This window comes from Crenobacter oryzisoli, assembly GCF_030385785.1.
Classification (GTDB): domain Bacteria; phylum Pseudomonadota; class Gammaproteobacteria; order Burkholderiales; family Chromobacteriaceae; genus Crenobacter_A; species Crenobacter_A oryzisoli.
In genome coordinates this window covers 26,487-41,149 of the sequence record NZ_JAUEDK010000010.1, presented here as the reverse complement: position 1 = coordinate 41,149, position 14,663 = coordinate 26,487, and the positions used below count along the sequence as shown (strand labels likewise).

The following is a 14,663-nucleotide window of genomic DNA, read 5'->3' as shown; positions in this document are numbered from 1 at the left end:
GCTCACTGCACGGGCTTGCTGCTCGCCTCGTGGCAGTCGCGCACCAGCATCCGCCCACCACGGGTGGCGAGAAAACCAGCCTCACCCTTGGTCCACCAGACCAGCTGAAGATTGGCGTAGCGCGCACCGCTCCCCGCCTCGGTCGGGTGCAGCCGGTAGACTGTGCCGCCCCAGGTCAACCGGATCGGCTCGTGCTCGGCATCGGCGTACGCCGGATAGACCACGCTGAGTGCGCGGTGATTTGCGCAGCGGTAGTTGACCTTGAACGGCGTCTCACCCCGCTCCACCGCCTGCGCCGACACGCAAAACGCCGTCAGAGAGGCCAGCAGCGCCAGGCCAACCGCCAGTGTTTTCTTCATGCCTCCTCCTTGCCATTCCACGGCGCTACCTTGACGAGTAGGGTCATGCCCGGCAGCGCCAGCGCGGTACACAACCAGAAAAACGTGGTCCAGCCGAACGCGTCGACCAGGTAGCCGGTGCCGGCGTTGGCGACTGTGCGCGGCACCGCCGCCAGGCTGGTGAACAGCGCGAACTGGGTGGCGGTGTAGGCAGGGTGGGTGGTGCGTGCGATGTAGGCGACGAACGCCGCCGAGCCGAGACCGACGCCGAGCGCCTCGAAGCCAATCACCAGCGCCAGCCGGGTCAGCTCCGGCGCACCGACATGGGCGAACGGCCCCTGTTCGGCTAACCAGGCGAAGCCGACGATGGACACCACCTGGATGACACCGAACGCCCACAACGCGCGGTTGATGCCGAGCTTGAGCATCCACACCCCGCCAAGCAGGCCGCCGATCACCGCCGGCCACAGCCCGGCGTGCTTGGCCACCAGGCCGATCTGCGACTTGGTGAAGCCCATGTCGAGGTAGAACGGTGTGGCGAGCGAGGTGGCCATGCTGTCGCCGAGCTTGTAGAGGAAGATGAAGCCGAGCACCCAGGCCGCGCCGCGCCAGCCGTTGCGGGTGAGGAATTCGTGGAACGGTTCGACCACCGCCTCGCGCAGCGTCTTCGGCGCCGCTGCGGCGAGCCTGGGCTCGCTGACCAACAGTGTCATCGCCACGCCCGGCAGCATGAACAGCGCGGTGATCCAGAACACCGTCGCCCAGGGCAGGTGGTCGGCGAGGATCAGCGACAGCGAGCCAGGTACCAGGCTGGCGAGCCGATAGGCGTTGATGTGGATGGTGTTGCCAAGACCCAGCTCGCGCTCGCTGAGAATCTCGCGGCGGAACGCGTCGAGCACGATGTCCTGGCTCGCCGAGAAGAACGCCACGCCGAACGCCAGCGCGGCGATCGCCCAGATCTCGGTCTTCGGCGCGAATGCGCCAAAACAACCCATCGTAGCGATCAGCGCCAGCTGCGTCGACAGCATCCAGCCGCGCCGCCGCCCCAGCCATGGCGGCACGAAGCGGTCCATCAGCGGCGCCCAGACGAACTTCCAGGTGAACGGCAGCTGGATCAATGCGAACAGGCCGATCGCCTTCAGGTCCACCCCCTCGCTCCTGAGCCAAGCCGGCAGCAGGTTGATCAGCGCGTACAGCGGCAGGCCGGAGGCAAAGCCGGTGAACACGCAGGTGAGCATGGTGCGGGAGAAGATCGCCTGGCGCAGCGTCGGGGCGGAATCGGTCATCAGCATGGGCGAACCGGTTGGGGGAATCATGCTGGCATTGTGCCACCGCGCCTTGGCGCCGACCAATCGTGCCGTTTCACCCACAAACTGCATGGGCGAATCACTGCGGCCATCATCGGCGTATCCCGGCTTAGACTGTGGTTTTTTCCGGCCGGTGCCGCTGAGCTATCCTGTCGCCATTATCTGTTGCAGGAGAGCTCCATGCGCCGTATCGGCCACCTCATTCGCACCCGCCCCCGCCTTGTCATCGCCTTCGCCGCCGGCATCGCCGGTTTCTGGCTACTGCCACACGCACCGTGGCTGCAACGGCTGCTGCTCGGCTGGAACGTCACCACCTGGGTCTACCTGTTGTCGCTGTGGCTGATGATGGTGCGCGCGCAGCCCGAGCGCATCCGCCGGCTCTCCCGCCTGCAGGACGAGAGCGCCGCGATGGCACTGACGTTGATCTCGAGCGCCACGGTGATGAGCCTGGTGGCGATTCTGCTGGAGCTGACCAGCGTGAAGGGGTTGTCCGGCGACGCCAAATTCGGCCATCTGGTGCTGAGCGCGGTGACGCTGATCGGCGCCTGGCTGTTGTTACCGACCATCTTCGCGCTGCACTACGCGCACCTGTTCTACGGCAGCAAATCAGGCGAGCCTCCGCTGCTGTTCCCCGACAAGCCAAGCACGCCGACCTACTGGGACTTTTTGTACTTCTCGTTCACCATCGGGGTGGCGTCGCAGACCGCCGACGTAGCGGTCGGCAGCCCGGCGGCGCGGCGGGTGGTGTTGGTGCAGTCCGTGCTATCGTTTGTGTTCAACACCAGCATCCTGGCGATGTCGATCAATGTGGCGGCGAGTTTGGTGAGTTGAGGGGATGACGGTTGGCCGGCGTTGACGGCCTGCGGGTTAGCTCAGGTCGCGGATCGACTGTCGGTGCTTTCGGCCAACGTTGGAGGGACCCTCCACCCTGTCGGTCTCGCCCGACCGGCGAGGTACTTTCTTTGCTTCGTCAAAGAAAGTACCCAAAGAAAGACGACCCCACCGCGCCGGCCAAGCAGCCAGGCGCCACCGAACTCGCGGGCGGCTAACGTCCGCCCGCTCGAACAAGCGGTGGCTTAAAACCTGGCCGCTTGACGATCGCTCGGCAGCGCAGAAGGGGGATTCGCAGGTCGACTGCGGCGATCGTGACAAAGGACGGCGCCGCAACCACTGGTTCTTCCACGCTAACGTTGGCCGAACGGTAGTGGCTTCCTTAACCCCCGTTTCGAGTCGAGTCTGGAACCAGACTTTTTCGGCCAAACGTGGCTTATCCACAGCGAGGCCACCAACGTGGCCTTTATCCACAGCTCCCGAAAAACGCTGTCACAAGCACCAAGGCAGGGGGTAAATCCGGCCATTTCACGTCAGCCACAACTAGTCCCCCCCATCCCCTTCGACGCCGCCGAGGACGACGCGGCCAACGGGGGCAATCGGCGAGCACTGTCCGAGTGCCGGCATCGCCGGCGCGAGTTGCGCAGCCGCCCGTTGGCCGTGGCGCCCACAGGGCAGCCCGCGACAGCGGGCCGGCGTCGTGGGGGTCGCCTTTCTTTGCCCACTTTCTTTGGCGAAGCAAAGAAAGTGGGGCGCCCGTCGGGCGAGACCGACAAGGCCGCGGGCCCCACTAACGTTGACCGAACAGCAACAACAGCCCCTGCCCCACCACCAATCAACGCCAACAAAAAAGGGAGCCAACCGGCTCCCTCATTCAACGCGACGCATTCGGCCAACCTTGGCCGAACGGCCCTACTCCTACCCCCGCGCCACCCGGTAGAACGCCAGGCTGCCCAGCAGGTTCGGCATAAAGCTCACCCGCCGCTCCCCGTCCATCACCACCCGCTCCACCACGCGGATGCGGTTCTTCGCGCACAGCGCCTCGAAGTCGCCCAGCATGCACCAGTGGATGTTCGGCGTGTCGTACCACTGGTAGGGGATGGTCTCCGACACCGGCATGTGCCCCTGCAGGATCTGCCAGCGGTTGCGCCAGTAGCCGAAGTTCGGGAAGGTGACGATCGCGTCGCGGCCGACGCGCAGGATCTCGTTGAGAATGTTCTCGGTGTGGTGCATCGCCTGGATGGTCTGTGACAGCACCACGTGGTCGAAGGCCTGGTCGTCGAACTCGGCGAGGCCTGCCTCCAGGTCGCCCTGCACCACGTTCACGCCGGCCTCGATGCAGCGCACCACGTTGTCGACGTCGATCTCGACGCCGTAGCCCTGCACCTGCTTGGCGGTGCCGAGGTGAGCGAGCAAGGTGCCGTCGCCGCAGCCGAGGTCGAGCACCCGGCTGTTCGGCTCGATCCAGTCGGCGATCAGTTGCAAATCCGCGCGCAAGCTCATGCTGCCACCTCCTTGGCGACGTTGTTCAGGTAGGCACGCATCGCCGCCACGTACGGCGCGTCGGTCATCAGGAAGGCGTCGTGGCCGTGCGTCGAGTCGATCTCGGCGTAGCACACCGGCTTCTTCGCCGACAGCATCGCCTTGACGATCTCGCGCGAGCGCTCCGGCGAGAAGCGCCAGTCGGAGGTAAAGCTGGCGACGAAGTACTTGGCGGTGGCCTGCTGCAGCGCCTTCACCAGGCTGCCGTCGAAGCGCTGGCCCGGGTCGAAATAGTCGAGCGCCTTGGTCATCAGCAGATAGGTGTTGGCATCGAATCGGTCGGAGAACTTGTCGCCCTGGTAACGCAGATAGCTCTCGATCTCGAACTCGACGTCGAAGCCGTACTTGTACTCGCCCGAGCGCAGCATGCGGCCGAATTTCTCGCCCATGCCGTCATCGGACAGGTAGGTGATGTGGCCGAGCATCCGCGCCAGGCGCAGGCCGCGGCGTGGGATGGTGCCTTCCTGGTAGAAGTTGCCGTTGTGGAACTGCGGGTCGGTCAGGATGGCCTGGCGCGCCACGTCGTTGAACGCGATGTTCTGCGCGGTCAGCTTCGGCGCCGAGGCGATCACCAGCGCGTGGCGAACCCGGCTCGGGAAATCGATGCTCCACTGCAGCGCCTGCATGCCGCCGAGGCTGCCGCCGATCACCGCCGCCCAGGTGTCGATGCCGAGTCGGTCGGCCAGGCGGGCCTGCGCGCGCACCCAGTCGCATACCGTCACCACCGGGAACGCCGAGCCGTACGGCTGGCCGGTGGCCGGGTTGACGCTGGACGGGCCGGTGCTGCCGTGGCAACCGCCCAAGTTGTTGACGCCGACGACGAAGAAGCGGTTGGTGTCGATCGGCTTGCCCGGGCCGACCATGCTGTCCCACCAGCCCGGCGCCTTCTCGTCCGGATGGTGGCGGCCGGCGACGTGGTGGTGGCCGGACAGCGCATGGCAGATCAGGATGGCGTTGCTCTTGGCGGCGTTGAGCGTGCCGTAGGTCTCGAAGCGCAGCGTGTAGTGCTCGAGCACCGCGCCGCTGTTCAGCGTCAGCGGGGTGTCGAAAAACGCGTCTTCCGGCGTGACGATGCCGACGGATTGTTCGGATTGGGACATGGTTGCGGGTGAGGCCTGTTGTTTTGCTTTGGGTGGCGCCGGGGCCCGGCGCGGCCGTTTCTCTTCGCGTCGATTATATCGTCATCGCCTTGCGGCGGGGCAAACCGGCCCGGATAATCGCGCCACCTGTTTCTGCCCCCGCGTAACCTGCCATGTTCGGCCGTCTGTTCAAGTTCTTCGTCCTCTGCTTCGTGCTGTACGCGCTGGCGCGCTGGGTGCTCGACCGCGAGCAGCGCCGCACCTTGCGCGACTGGGCCCACACGCTGGCGGTCTCGCTGTTGATCAGCTCCTTGCTGCTCGTATTACTGTTCCTGCTCGGCATCAACGTCTGACGAGCCGCTTCCCTTCGACGTTGCGATACTGACCGCCGCAGCCCACCCGGCCAACGGTACCCTTCGCGGCGCTTAAACCGCCCCCTGTTCGACCGTCCGGCGCATCCGCGAAACTGTTTTTTTCGTAGTAGTGTCAGATAGCCATAAAAAGGCCGACTAATGGTCAGACACCAGAACGGGAGAAGCCCACCATGTTGATCAAGCGCCCGGACGACATCCTGCCGTCCGAGATCACCCCGCAGGACCTGTACCTCGACCGCCGCCGCTTCCTGCTGCTCGGCGCCGCCGGCGCGGCCGGCCTCGCGCTGTCGGGCAACGCCTTCGCCGCGCTCGCCGCCAAGAAGAGCCTGCTGTCGACCGGCGAACGAATGAACACGCTCAAAGAGATCACCGGCTACAACAACTTCTACGAGTTCGGCACCGACAAGGGCGACCCGGCCGAGTACTCCGGCCAGTTCAAGCCACGGCCGTGGGCGGTCACCGTCGACGGCGACGTGCTCAAGCCGCGCACCTTTTCGATAGAGCAGCTGATGAAGCTCGCGCCGCTCGAGGAACGCATCTACCGGCTGCGCTGCGTCGAGGGCTGGAGCATGGTGATCCCGTGGATAGGCTTTCCGCTGTCGGCCTTGCTCAAACAGGTCGAGCCGACCGGCAAGGCCAAGTACGTGGCGTTCCAGAGCGTGCTACGCCCGAGCGAGATGCCCGGCCAGCGCGACGACGTGCTGGCGTGGCCATACCGCGAGGGCCTGCGCCTCGACGAGGCGATGCACCCGCTGGCGATCCTGGCGGTCGGCCTGTACGGCAACGTGCTGCCGAACCAGAACGGCGCGCCGATCCGCCTGATCGTGCCGTGGAAGTACGGTTTCAAGGGCATCAAGTCGATCGTGCGGATCACACTGACCGACAAGCAGCCGCCGACCAGCTGGAACCTCGCCAACGCGCACGAATACGGCTTCTACTCGAACGTAAACCCCGAGGTCGACCACCCGCGCTGGAGCCAGGCGACCGAGCGGCGCATCGGCGACTTCTTCAAGCGCAAGACGCTGATGTTCAACGGCTACGCCGACCAGGTCGCGGGGCTGTACCGCGGCATGGATCTGCGCAAGAACTTCTGAGGACACCATGGCTGCCCCTACCCCCTCCGCCCGCCCACCGGCCCCCGGCCTGCCGCGCTTTCTCGGGCCGCTGAAGGCGCTGCTGTTCATCGCCGCGCTGCTGCCGCTGGCGCGCGCAGCGTGGATCGTCGCGTCCGGCCAGGCGGTCAACCCGATCGAGTTCATCACCCATTCGACCGGTACCTGGACGCTAACTTTCCTGTTGATCACGCTGACGGTGTCGCCGCTCAAGCGCCTGACCGGGCTGGGCTGGCTGCTGAAGCTCAGGAGGATGGCCGGCCTCTACGCCTATTTCTACGGCGTGCTGCACCTGGCCACCTATCTGTGGCTCGACAAGTTCTTCGAGCTGCATGCTATAGCCCGCGACATCGTTAAGCGGCCATTCATCACCGTCGGCTTCGCCGCGATCGTGCTGATGACGCCGCTGGCGGTCACGTCGACCCAAGGCTGGATGAAGCGGCTCAAACGCAACTGGGGCAAGCTGCACAAGCTGGTCTACCCGGTCGCGATCCTCGGCGTGCTGCACTACTGGTGGCTGGTGAAGAAGGACGTCAGCCAGCCAGCCCTGTACGCGACGATCCTCGCGATCCTGCTCGCCGAGCGGCTGATCCGCCGGTGGGCCGAGCAGGCAAAGCAGCGGCGCTTGGCGACGCCGGCGAGCAAGGCCGCCTGAGGGCGCTTCGAAAAACCTGCTGCGCTGCACCGATGCTCGGCGGGCGGTGCTCGCAACGGTTTTTAGAGCCCTCCTTGAGGCTACCGGGCGAAACGGCCAGCGCGTACACTGGCCGTTTCGCTTTCAGCCGTTTCGATCATGAGCAAGGACAAATTCCCGGTCACCCAGGCGATCCGCGCGCTGCGCGCTGCCAAGGTGCCGTTCACCGAGCACCTGTACGCGTACGAGGAAAAGGGCGGCACCCGCGTGTCGGCGCGCGAGCTTGGCGTTGACGAGCATTGCGTGATCAAGACGCTGATCATGCAGGACGAGAACAAGAAGCCACTGGTGGTACTGATGCACGGCGACCGCGAGGTCGGCACCGGCATGCTCGCCAAAGCGATCGGCGCAAAGAAGATCGAGCCATGCGCGCCCGAAATCGCCAACAAGCATTCGGGCTATCTGGTCGGCGGCACCAGCCCGTTCGGCACCAAGCAGGCGATGCCGGTCTACATGGAGGCGAGCATCCTGGAACTCGACCGCATCTTCCTGAACGGCGGCAAGCGCGGCTTCCAGGTCGGCATCGCGCCGACCGACGCGCAGCGGCTCCTGAACGCGACGCTGGTGCATGCGGCGGCGAGCTGACCGCTGTGGATAAAACGGACGCTGGCCGAATCCTGTGGATAAGCGGATGCAGCACCCTGCCCCTCCCAACCCTTTCCTCCTAAATCGCCCCCGATGAACCTCACCGCCGTCCACCACGTCGCACTGATCGCGTCCGACTACGCCTGCTCCAAGCATTTCTACACCGAGATACTGGGCCTGACAGTGCTCGCCGAGGCCTACCGTGCCGAACGCGACTCGTACAAGCTCGACCTCTTGGTGCCGGGCGGGGTGCAGCTCGAGCTGTTCTCATTTCCGTCGCCGCCGACACGGCCGACGCGCCCCGAAGCGTGCGGGCTGCGCCATCTGGCGTTCAAGGTCGACGAACTCGACACAGCGATCGCCCACCTGGTACAGCACGGCGTCGAGTGCGAGCCGGTGCGTGTCGACGAGTACACCGGCAAGCGCTTCACCTTCTTCGCCGACCCGGACGGGCTGCCGCTGGAACTCTACGAAGCGTAGGGACCCGCTATCGTTTCTTTGCGACTTGGCCGGCGCCGCTAACGGCCGGCTGCGTTGCGGGTCGGCCTGATCTAAGAATGACTAAGGCCCCGTCACCCGCTTGGCATCTGGCCATTTGCCGGAGCCACGCTGTTCGCAACAAGACAATGGTCAGGCTCTGAGAGCCGCAAGCGAAAGCCCCACCTCCAACCGCAAGGAGCCCCGATGGATCCCGTCTGCGTGAAAGGCGTGCTGATCACTGCCGACGATCAGGTCGTGCTGCTGATGAACGAGCGTGAAGAGTGGGAGCTGCCCGGCGGACGGACCGAAAACGGTGAAACATTGGCCGAATGCCTGAGCCGCGAGTTCTTCGAGGAACTGGGCGTCGAGATCGAGGTAGTCGCGCCGCTCGACAGCTATCTGCTCGAAGTCCGGCCGGGCAAACGGGAGTCCGTCGTCAGCTACGGTTGCCGGCTCGTCGGCGCGTTCGTGCCGCGGATCAGCCTCGAACATGCCCAGCTCGGGCTGTTCCCGGTCAACGCACTGCCGGCCGAGTTGCCCGACGGCTACCGCGCCACGATCCTCGCCTGGCATGCCCGCCTCGCCGGATCGGCGCATTGACGTGCGGCATCGCCGATAATGAAACCGCGGCGCGGCCAGTCGACCGCGCACCGGGAGGCCCGATGGACGACGAACGCGCAATCTACACGCTACTCGAAGCCTGGCACCGCGCGACGGTGGCCGGCGACAACGCCGCGCTGCTCGAACTGGTCTGCGACGACGTGTGCTTCTACACCGCAGGCTCCCCGCCGCTGAGCGGCAAGGAGGCGTTCGCTGCTGCGCTGCAAGCCAACACCGCGTTCGACATCGACTACGACTGGCAGGTCGACGACCTGGCGATCAGCGACACACCTGGCGTATTACTGCGGCCGATTGCGCGTGCACATGCGCGACCGTGCCAGCGGTGCCACGCACACCCGCCACGGCCATACGCTGACCCCGTGCTGCGCCGCGAGGCGGACGGCGCGTGGCGGATTTCCCGCGACGCCAATCTGCTGGCCGCCGACAATGAGGAAGCCTACTGATGAGCAACTCCGTCGAGTCGCGCACCCTGTCGGTGCGCATCGCCCGGCCGATGGCCGAGGTCTACGCCTTCCTCGCCGAGCCCCGGCACTTCCCACAATGGGCATCCGGCCTGTGCACGGCGATCCACGAGACCGACGAGGCCTGGCTCGCCGACACCGAGCACGGCCCAATGCGGGTGCGCTTCACCCCACCGAACGACTACGGCGTACTTGACCACTATGTGCAGACGCCGCATGGCGACGAGCTGTACGTGCCGATGCGGTTGATCCCGAACGGCGATGGATGCGAACTGGTGTTCACGCTGTTTCGCAGCAACGGCATGAGCGAGGAAGAGTTCGTCAGTGATGCCAAGTGGGTGGAGCGGGATTTGGCTGCGTTGAAGCAGATGCTGGAGAGTGTGGCCTGAGGGGTTGGCCGAAGAAAGCGATAGGTTACGGCGCCAGCGCCTCCATCCTACGAAATGGCGCAAAACGGACCATGCTCCCTCTCCGATCGCTATTGGCTTAGGCAACCGACCACAAAAAAGCCGCAAGCATCGCCCGCGGCTTTCTTCGCGACCCTTCGGCCATGCTCACCACCACCAGAACATAAAGCCCCAGGCAGCCCCGACCGTCGCCAGCGTGCCGAGAAACGGCACCAGCACCAGCCACGCGCGGCCGCCGCCCCAGCGCGCCACGATCTTGATCGCCAGCCACAGCGACCACAGCATCGCGCCGGTGAGCAGTGTCAGACGCAGGTTGTTCGCCCAATACGCCTGGATACCCTCGTGCTTGAGCAGCGTCAGCGTCGTCGCCGACAGGCCGAGGAACACCCCGCAGCCGGCCAGCGGGATCAGCGCTTGCGCCAGGTGGTGGAAGCGCCGGTTGCTCCACGACCCGGCCACCGCCACCGCCAGCGCGAGGGAGAGGCTGATACAGGCCCCCATCACCAAGGCGGTCGCGCCGATGTAGCCGATCAGCAGACCGCCATCGAGCCAGGTGAAGCTGTCGTTCAGCTCCGGGTAATGAGTGAACAGCCACCACGGCGTGTTGTCATCGAGCGGCCAGAAGATCTCGCGATTGACCAGCCATTCGGCCGCCCACTGCTTGAGGGTGACGAACCACGGGCTGACGGTCCAGTGGAAGGCGCCGATCGCCACGCCCAACAGGCCGAACACGATCAGCAGCGTCTGCCAGTGGGTCGCCTCCTTCTCGGCCACCTCCACCACCTCCTCGCCGAACGGCCGCGCCGCCAGCGTCACCGCGCCGCGGTGGTCGCTGCAGCGGCCGCACATGTGACAGCCACTGCCGCCCTTCATGTGGCGGATCGGCTGCAACGGCGCACAGTCCACCGCCTGGATGCGGATGCCGATGTCGAGCGAATGCTTCCACTTCTGCTCGTCGACCTTGTAATGCATCGGCGCGAGCTTGGTCAGCAGCTCGAACACGCCGTTCACCGGGCACAGGTAGCGGCACCAGGCGCGCTTACCGCGGGTGTAGTAGTAGCCGACCACCATCGCCGCCACGGTCGAGCCGCCCAGCACCAGCAGCACCGCCTTCGGATACTGGTAGACGCTGACCATCTGGCCGTACACAGTGGTCAGCACGAAGGCGACGAAGGGCCAGCCGCCCCAGCGCATCCAGCGCGGGATCGGGCGGCCCTTGCCGTGGCGCGACGCCCATTCGGACAGCGCGCCCTCCGGGCACAGCACACCGCACCACAGCCGACCGAACAGCACCATCGACACCAGCACGAACGGCCACCAGATGCCCCAGAACACAAACTGCGCGAACACGGTCAGGTTGTTGACCATGCGCGCCGAATCGTCCGGCAGCGGCATGAACGCCGGCACCAGAATCAGCATCGCGTACGCCACCACCACCACCCACTGGATGGTGCGCAGCCACGACTGGTGGTCGCGCAGCCAGTTGCCGTAAGCGGCCAGCGCCGGTCTCATGCCTGGGCTGCCTTCTTCTGCGGTGCCGGCGTGGCACGCTTGAGCATCACGGTCACCCCGCCCCAGAAGCCGAGCCAGACGAGCAGTGTCATCAGCGCCGGGTGGGCGCGGTAGCCGGTCAGCGCCGCCACCAGTCCACCCAGCTGCGTGCTGTCATCGAGCAGCGCCGAGCTGTCCCACACCGGGTCGACCAGCGCCGGCAGCACGTCCATCGAGATCAGCCGGTCGACGCCGTTGACCAGCATCGCCGAGGCGAGCAGCAACAGCAGCACTTCGGACACCTTGAAGAAGAGGCGCCAGCCCATCGCCGAGCCGGCCACCTGCAACAGCCAGTAGGTGCCGATCGCCAGCACCAGGCCCAGCACCGCGCCGCCGCCCATCGTCAGCAGCGTCGAGCTGTCAGCGCCGGCGATCAGGCCGTACAGGAACACCACCGCCTCGCTGCCCTCGCGTGCCACCGCCAGCGCGGCCAGCACGAACACGCCCCACCAGTTCTGCTGCTTCGCGTTCGCAGTCAGCCCGCTCTCCAGCTCCTTCTTCAGCGTGCGGCCGTGCTTGCGCATCCAGAACACCATCTGCACGATCAGCGCGGCTGCAATCAGCACCATGCCGGTCTGGAAGTAGTCCTGCGCGTTGCCGAGAAACTCGCTGGCCTCGAAGAAACCGACCGCCAAGAGACCGGCGATGCCGAGGCCGGCGAGCACGCCGCCCCACAGGTAGCGCTTGCCGCCCTTCGCCTCGGCGTTGTTCGACAGCCAGGCGTGCAGGATACCGATCACCAGCAGCGCCTCGACGCTCTCGCGCCACATCACGAATACGACCTGTCCCATCGCGCGCTCCTTACTTGGCGACGATCACGCCCTGCGTGGTCGCCTGGTGGAAGTCGTCGAAGTACTTGTATTCGCCCTTCTGCAGCGGCGCGACCACCACGAACGACGAAGCGCCCGGCGCCAGCACTTTTTCCTTGCGCAGCTGCAGGCTTTCGAACTCGACCGGGATCTTGCCGGTATTGTGGATTTCCAGCACGAACTTCTGACCCGACGGCACTTCGATACGCATCGGGATCAGCTTGCCGTCCTTCATCTCGAGTTTGAAAGTCGGCAGGTCGGCAGCCTGAGCCACCAGGGGAGCCGCGAACAACAGTGCAATCAGCCAGTTCCGCATGATGTTTTCCTTATGTTCAGAGTCGCTGACAGAATCCCCCCGGTCGTTGCGCGGCCCTGTGGAGTGCGCCTCGCCGAGATCGCTGCGTCGGATTTTGTGAGCGACCCGCAATGCAAAACAGCGCCGGCAGTGGCCAACGCTGTCGTCTTAACCGGATCAATGATAACGCGGCGCATTATCATAATCGATACGGGTCTTAGTAACCGCCCTTCTTGCCGATGCCCGCGTACACGAACTCGTAGTTCACATCGAACGGCTTGAACCACGGACCCACGCCGGTCTCCTTGTCGACGTGGCGGCCGAAGTGGGCGTGCTGATTGGCACTCGGCGGCAGCACCGAGAACTTCACCTTGTACTTGCCCGGACCGGCCAGCTTCACGTTGTCGCCGTAGTGCGGGCCGTCGTCGGCCACCATCGGCATCATCTCGCCCTTGATCACCTGGTTGCTGCCCACCTTGGTCAGCTCGTACTTCACCAGCAGGTACGGCAGCCAGTCGCCCTGGGCGAAGCCGTTCGGGTTCTTGGCCACGGCGTGGATGTCGGCCTCGATGTGGATGTCCGACTCCTCTGCCTTGCGCATCATGCCTTCCGGTTCCATCTTGGTCGGCTGCAGGTAGACGGCGCCGACTTCCATGCCGTTCTTGATCTGCGGCTTGCCGATCGGGTATTCGGTGGCCATGGCGGCGGTGCTGACACCGAGCGCCAGCGTCAGCAGGGAGAGGCGTGCGACAACGCGATTCATTTCGATATCCTTAGGAAGTTTGTATTGGCCGCCGTCATAAACGGTAGGGTTCTTATCGACCGGCCGGACTCAGCGCCAACTGAGAACAAGAAGGATAATAACTCGCATTATCATGCAGACACAAATCGGCACCAGCAATATGTCGAAAAAATCAAACTGCTCGGTTATTTACCTTTTGGCATGTGCCGGCGATAGCCGAACAACGCCGCCCCTCCCAGGAGCAGGAAGCCCCCCATCGTCAGCGCCAGCGTCAGCGGGCTGCCCCACACCAGCGGCGAGATCACCCCGGCCACCAGACTGCCGAGCATGGTCTGGCTGAAGCCCTGCAGCGACGACACCGTGCCGCGCAGTTCGGGAAACTGGTCCATCAGGTTCAGCGTGATCGTCGGCGCGACCAGCGACATCCCGGTGGTGTAGAGCATCAGCGGCAGCACGCACGGCAGCAGGCTGGGCGGGAAGAACAGGTTGTAGCCGACGTTGGCGAGCATCGCCGTCAGCATCAGCCCATAGCCTATCGTCACCGTCTCGCGCGCGCCGCGCCGGCCGGCCATGCGGCCGGACAGCCAGGCGCCGAGCATGATGCCGGACACTGCCGGTCCGAACATGTACAGAAACTGCCCCGGCCCCAGATGCAGGTGTTGCATCAGGAACACCGGTGCCGACGGAATGTAGACGAAGAAACCGGCGAAGTTGCACGAAACGGCGGCGGCGAGAAAGAAGAACGCCGGGGTTTGGCCCACCCTCTTGTAGTTGGCGAGTAGTTGCCGCCAGGCGAGCGGCTGGCGCCGGCCGTGCGGGTGGGTCTCGGGCAGGCCGAACCACGACAGCGCAAACAGCACGAAGCCGACCAGCGCCATGAACACGAAGATCGAGTGCCAGCCGAACGCGCCGAACAGCCAGCCGCCGACCACCGGTGCGATCGCCGGTGCCAGCGAGAACAGCATCGTCACCTGGGACATCATCCGCTGCGCCGCGGCACCGTCGAAGCAGTCGCGGATCACCGCGCGGCCGACGATCAAGCCGGCCCCGCCGCACAGCCCCTGCACCGCCCGCAACGCCAGCAGCGTCTCGAGGTTCGGCGCGAGCGCGCAACCGACCGAGGCCAGTCCGAACAGCAGCGTCGTCGCCAGCACCACCGGCCGTCGCCCGATGGCGTCCGAAATCGAACCGTGCCACAGCATCATCAGCGCGTAGCAGAACAGGTAAACGGTCAGCGCCTGCTGGATCGCCACCGGGCTTGCGCCGAGGCTCGCGCCAATCGCGCGCATCGCCGGCAGGAAAGTATCGATCGAAAACGGGCCGATCGCCGACAGCGCGGCGAGCAGCAGGGCGAGGCCGAGCTGGCGACGCGGGGTGAAGACGGACATGACAAAAATCAGCTGAGAGACAGTCGCGCAGGTTACCGTCTAAGCGG

At 65.3% G+C, this 14,663-nt stretch carries 18 protein-coding genes; 9 read left to right on the top strand and 9 right to left on the bottom strand.

The window, feature by feature from the left end:
* Positions 1-2: 2 nt before the first annotated feature.
* Entirely contained in the window at positions 3-359 is a 357-nt protein-coding gene (locus QU481_RS07795) for an MliC family protein (RefSeq protein WP_289829374.1), read from the bottom strand.
* A complete protein-coding gene (locus tag QU481_RS07790) occupies positions 356-1,624 on the bottom strand; it encodes an AmpG family muropeptide MFS transporter (protein WP_289829458.1) in 1,269 nt (422 codons plus the stop codon). Before QU481_RS07790 ends, QU481_RS07795 begins: the two co-directional genes overlap by 4 nt.
* Before the next feature lie 201 nt (positions 1,625-1,825).
* Between QU481_RS07790 and QU481_RS07785 the strand changes: the two genes are divergently transcribed.
* A complete protein-coding gene (locus tag QU481_RS07785; RefSeq protein ID WP_289829373.1) occupies positions 1,826-2,476 on the top strand; it encodes a DUF1345 domain-containing protein in 651 nt (216 codons plus the stop codon).
* Between the two features lie 918 nt (positions 2,477-3,394).
* Here QU481_RS07785 and metW read toward each other — a convergent pair.
* Together metW and metX are read right to left on the bottom strand one after the other, a co-directional pair.
* Positions 3,395-3,979: a methionine biosynthesis protein MetW gene (metW, locus tag QU481_RS07780; protein WP_289829372.1), complete on the bottom strand. Its 585-nt coding sequence runs from the start codon at positions 3,977-3,979 to the stop codon at positions 3,395-3,397.
* The gene (gene metX, locus QU481_RS07775) at positions 3,976-5,118 is read right to left on the bottom strand and encodes a homoserine O-succinyltransferase MetX (protein ID WP_289829371.1); all 1,143 of its coding nucleotides are present in this window, start codon (positions 5,116-5,118) and stop codon (positions 3,976-3,978) included. The genes metW and metX overlap by 4 nt, the downstream gene beginning before the upstream one ends.
* Before the next feature lie 152 nt (positions 5,119-5,270).
* On the opposite strand from metX, the gene QU481_RS07770 reads away from it, so the two are divergent.
* From QU481_RS07770 to QU481_RS07735, 8 genes are all read left to right on the top strand, one after another.
* Entirely contained in the window at positions 5,271-5,450 is a 180-nt protein-coding gene (locus QU481_RS07770) for a protein MIGRI (RefSeq protein ID WP_289829370.1), read from the top strand.
* A 191-nt stretch (positions 5,451-5,641) separates the two neighbouring features.
* Entirely contained in the window at positions 5,642-6,565 is a 924-nt protein-coding gene (gene msrP / locus QU481_RS07765; RefSeq protein ID WP_289829369.1) for a protein-methionine-sulfoxide reductase catalytic subunit MsrP, read from the top strand.
* 7 nt (positions 6,566-6,572) lie between these two features.
* Positions 6,573-7,238 (top strand): protein-methionine-sulfoxide reductase heme-binding subunit MsrQ, encoded by a 666-nt coding sequence (gene msrQ / locus QU481_RS07760; protein WP_289829367.1) that lies wholly within the window; start codon positions 6,573-6,575, stop codon positions 7,236-7,238.
* A gap of 138 nt (positions 7,239-7,376) precedes the next feature.
* Complete coding sequence (gene ybaK / locus QU481_RS07755) at positions 7,377-7,862, top strand: Cys-tRNA(Pro) deacylase (protein ID WP_289829366.1); 486 nt, start codon at positions 7,377-7,379, stop codon at positions 7,860-7,862.
* Positions 7,863-7,955: 93 nt separating this feature from the next.
* A complete protein-coding gene (gloA2, locus tag QU481_RS07750; RefSeq protein ID WP_289829365.1) occupies positions 7,956-8,342 on the top strand; it encodes an SMU1112c/YaeR family gloxylase I-like metalloprotein in 387 nt (128 codons plus the stop codon).
* A gap of 204 nt (positions 8,343-8,546) precedes the next feature.
* On the top strand, positions 8,547-8,942 hold the full coding sequence (locus QU481_RS07745) for an NUDIX domain-containing protein (RefSeq protein ID WP_289829364.1): 396 nt from the start codon (positions 8,547-8,549) through the stop codon (positions 8,940-8,942).
* Positions 8,943-9,004: 62 nt separating this feature from the next.
* On the top strand, positions 9,005-9,406 hold the full coding sequence (locus QU481_RS07740; RefSeq protein ID WP_289829363.1) for a YybH family protein: 402 nt from the start codon (positions 9,005-9,007) through the stop codon (positions 9,404-9,406).
* A complete protein-coding gene (locus QU481_RS07735; RefSeq protein WP_289829362.1) occupies positions 9,406-9,813 on the top strand; it encodes a hypothetical protein in 408 nt (135 codons plus the stop codon). Before QU481_RS07740 ends, QU481_RS07735 begins: the two co-directional genes overlap by 1 nt.
* A gap of 165 nt (positions 9,814-9,978) precedes the next feature.
* On the opposite strand, the gene QU481_RS07730 is transcribed toward QU481_RS07735, so the two are convergent.
* From QU481_RS07730 to QU481_RS07710, 5 genes are all read right to left on the bottom strand, one after another.
* Positions 9,979-11,343 (bottom strand): 4Fe-4S binding protein, encoded by a 1,365-nt coding sequence (locus QU481_RS07730; RefSeq protein WP_289829361.1) that lies wholly within the window; start codon positions 11,341-11,343, stop codon positions 9,979-9,981.
* Positions 11,340-12,173: an FTR1 family iron permease gene (locus QU481_RS07725; RefSeq protein WP_289829360.1), complete on the bottom strand. Its 834-nt coding sequence runs from the start codon at positions 12,171-12,173 to the stop codon at positions 11,340-11,342. Before QU481_RS07725 ends, QU481_RS07730 begins: the two co-directional genes overlap by 4 nt.
* Before the next feature lie 10 nt (positions 12,174-12,183).
* The gene (locus tag QU481_RS07720; RefSeq protein ID WP_289829359.1) at positions 12,184-12,507 is read right to left on the bottom strand and encodes a cupredoxin domain-containing protein; all 324 of its coding nucleotides are present in this window, start codon (positions 12,505-12,507) and stop codon (positions 12,184-12,186) included.
* A 196-nt stretch (positions 12,508-12,703) separates the two neighbouring features.
* On the bottom strand, positions 12,704-13,249 hold the full coding sequence (locus QU481_RS07715) for an iron transporter (protein ID WP_289829358.1): 546 nt from the start codon (positions 13,247-13,249) through the stop codon (positions 12,704-12,706).
* A 164-nt stretch (positions 13,250-13,413) separates the two neighbouring features.
* Entirely contained in the window at positions 13,414-14,616 is a 1,203-nt protein-coding gene (locus tag QU481_RS07710) for a multidrug effflux MFS transporter (protein ID WP_289829357.1), read from the bottom strand.
* Positions 14,617-14,663: the final 47 nt, after the last annotated feature.

Coding starts and splice junctions, on each gene's coding strand:
- QU481_RS07795 (WP_289829374.1), bottom strand. CDS start 359: ATGAAGAAAACACTGGCGGTTGGCCTGGCGCTGCTGGCCTCTCTGACG.
- QU481_RS07790 (WP_289829458.1), bottom strand. CDS start 1,624: ATGACCGATTCCGCCCCGACGCTGCGCCAGGCGATCTTCTCCCGCACC.
- QU481_RS07785 (WP_289829373.1), top strand. CDS start 1,826: ATGCGCCGTATCGGCCACCTCATTCGCACCCGCCCCCGCCTTGTCATC.
- metW (WP_289829372.1), bottom strand. CDS start 3,979: ATGAGCTTGCGCGCGGATTTGCAACTGATCGCCGACTGGATCGAGCCG.
- metX (WP_289829371.1), bottom strand. CDS start 5,118: ATGTCCCAATCCGAACAATCCGTCGGCATCGTCACGCCGGAAGACGCG.
- QU481_RS07770 (WP_289829370.1), top strand. CDS start 5,271: ATGTTCGGCCGTCTGTTCAAGTTCTTCGTCCTCTGCTTCGTGCTGTAC.
- msrP (WP_289829369.1), top strand. CDS start 5,642: ATGTTGATCAAGCGCCCGGACGACATCCTGCCGTCCGAGATCACCCCG.
- msrQ (WP_289829367.1), top strand. CDS start 6,573: ATGGCTGCCCCTACCCCCTCCGCCCGCCCACCGGCCCCCGGCCTGCCG.
- ybaK (WP_289829366.1), top strand. CDS start 7,377: ATGAGCAAGGACAAATTCCCGGTCACCCAGGCGATCCGCGCGCTGCGC.
- gloA2 (WP_289829365.1), top strand. CDS start 7,956: ATGAACCTCACCGCCGTCCACCACGTCGCACTGATCGCGTCCGACTAC.
- QU481_RS07745 (WP_289829364.1), top strand. CDS start 8,547: ATGGATCCCGTCTGCGTGAAAGGCGTGCTGATCACTGCCGACGATCAG.
- QU481_RS07740 (WP_289829363.1), top strand. CDS start 9,005: ATGGACGACGAACGCGCAATCTACACGCTACTCGAAGCCTGGCACCGC.
- QU481_RS07735 (WP_289829362.1), top strand. CDS start 9,406: ATGAGCAACTCCGTCGAGTCGCGCACCCTGTCGGTGCGCATCGCCCGG.
- QU481_RS07730 (WP_289829361.1), bottom strand. CDS start 11,343: ATGAGACCGGCGCTGGCCGCTTACGGCAACTGGCTGCGCGACCACCAG.
- QU481_RS07725 (WP_289829360.1), bottom strand. CDS start 12,173: ATGGGACAGGTCGTATTCGTGATGTGGCGCGAGAGCGTCGAGGCGCTG.
- QU481_RS07720 (WP_289829359.1), bottom strand. CDS start 12,507: ATGCGGAACTGGCTGATTGCACTGTTGTTCGCGGCTCCCCTGGTGGCT.
- QU481_RS07715 (WP_289829358.1), bottom strand. CDS start 13,249: ATGAATCGCGTTGTCGCACGCCTCTCCCTGCTGACGCTGGCGCTCGGT.
- QU481_RS07710 (WP_289829357.1), bottom strand. CDS start 14,616: ATGTCCGTCTTCACCCCGCGTCGCCAGCTCGGCCTCGCCCTGCTGCTC.